This is a genomic window from Peribacillus sp. P4_C12, assembly GCF_056402095.1.
The window spans coordinates 1-1,651 of sequence record NZ_JBFUIB010000687.1 but is presented as its reverse complement, the minus strand read 5'-3'; the positions used below and the strand labels follow the sequence as shown (position 1 = coordinate 1,651).

The window sequence follows — 1,651 nt, the reverse complement described above, 5'->3', positions numbered from 1 at the left end:
GTTTCTGGACCTAGCCATTTTAAATAATCACGAAGCAAAAACCGGAAAATAAGTACGATGAGAAAGGTAATGATAAAGCTTTTGCTTCTTACAGCATAAATGTGCTGATCAGATCGGAGTTCATAGTTAGTGGTACAAATAAGTGGAATTGACAAAAGGAACCCAAAGATACCTGCACAAACCCATTCCCAACCAGCGACATGTGCTTTTGGATTTAAAATGACGAGAATAAAGGGTAATAACAAAAATAGTATGGGTAAGAGAATGCGGGTCCCGTTTCCCTTAATAGGACGATACATTGCTCTGGTTCTACGCCATAAGACCAATACAGCAATTATGATCACAATAGAATAAAACGAGGAAGAGTCCATAAATTCACCTCTATACATAGTGTATTTCAATTATATGGGAAATATAGATGGTTTAGTAGTGGTATTTGTAGAAAGAAGCAGCCGATTGTCACATTGTCGAGTTGCAAGAATGGACTGTTGTCCCCCAATGGCTCATGGTCAAAGGTGTCGATAGCTGCTCCTTTTTGCAACGCTTGAATGACTTCCTTAATGAGGCCGGACCTCGCTGTATTAACGATTATAGCCGTGTCCTTCATTTGTTGGAAGTGCTGGTTCCTACACTGGCTACTATTATTAACGTAATGCACCCGTTTAAGAAGGCCAAATACTTTATTGTCATTAAACATCAAAACGACTAAAAATAGTTTTCTTAGTCGTTTTGATGTTTATATCTCTTTAGTTTGTGATTTACTTTTTTTCCATAACCGCAAAGTAATTTTCTTCATTATCAGCAAAGTTAAATACTCTACCAAAAGGCATACTTACAAGTTCTCCGACTGTGATATTTTTATCCGTAAAGTCTTTGTATAATTTATCGAGATTTTCCGAGTAAAACATTAACGACGGTGTATTAAGATTTAATTCAGGCTGCATTTTTGCAATTAATTCTTTATTGTGGAGAATGATACTCGTTTCTGCTTCCTTAGTTGGAGCAATTTCAATCCATCTCATTTGGCCGTTATCTTCTTCCGAAACTACGGTAAACCCTACTTTTTCTGTCCAAAATTTCAATGTCTCATCTTGGTTATTTACATATAACATAATTTGACCGACTTTATTAATCATTTGCTTCTCTCCATTTCTACTGGTTTTGAGCATTATACTTTTGTTTTTAAGCATATTACTACTTAATGATTATACCAAATGTAAGATTTAAGCCAAGTTTTGCTATGCTTCACTTTTAATTCCGTTTTTGATGAACAAATAAAGTTAAGTACCTACATTTTTTGTTATAGAAATGTGCCCAATTAGTAGCATAAGAAATGCACCTGTTTTCAGCCTGCCCCATATAGAAGTTTTTGATAATTTACTTTCACTTCTTGATTATGATTTTCTTCTGCTTGAACAATTTATGAAAAAGTATGAATAACAGAACAAAAAAGAAGTAATCTTATTAAATTTTGTTAGGTGACTAAACTGTCCCGTTACTTGAATACGAAATAATAATCAACAGAATTTGAAGGAAATTATTTTTTCTTTTTCAATCTGCCTTCTGCTTTCTTTATATTCTCAGCAACTCTAAATTTAACTATCTCGCTTATTAATTCATAAGGCATCGGCTTTTCTAGAGGAAACTGAAC

The 1,651-nt window shown here is 34.0% G+C and carries 3 protein-coding genes; all 3 read right to left on the bottom strand.

Annotation, left to right across the window (positions count from 1 at the left end; genetic code table 11):
• Positions 1-371 (bottom strand): CcdC protein domain-containing protein (locus tag AC1DUW_RS27995; RefSeq protein WP_477644075.1); only part of this gene is annotated, 371 nt, incomplete at its 3' end.
• 26 nt (positions 372-397) lie between these two features.
• Positions 398-607: an NAD(P)-dependent oxidoreductase gene (locus tag AC1DUW_RS27990; RefSeq protein ID WP_477644074.1), complete on the bottom strand. Its 210-nt coding sequence runs from the start codon at positions 605-607 to the stop codon at positions 398-400.
• A gap of 151 nt (positions 608-758) precedes the next feature.
• The gene (locus AC1DUW_RS27985) at positions 759-1,136 is read right to left on the bottom strand and encodes a VOC family protein (protein ID WP_053346114.1); all 378 of its coding nucleotides are present in this window, start codon (positions 1,134-1,136) and stop codon (positions 759-761) included.
• Positions 1,137-1,651 lie beyond the last annotated feature (515 nt).

What these genes read in the sequence shown, in the direction of transcription:
- AC1DUW_RS27990 (WP_477644074.1), bottom strand. Translation starts at nt 607, where the DNA reads ATGAAGGACACGGCTATAATCGTTAATACAGCGAGGTCCGGCCTCATT.
- AC1DUW_RS27985 (WP_053346114.1), bottom strand. Translation starts at nt 1,136, where the DNA reads ATGATTAATAAAGTCGGTCAAATTATGTTATATGTAAATAACCAAGAT.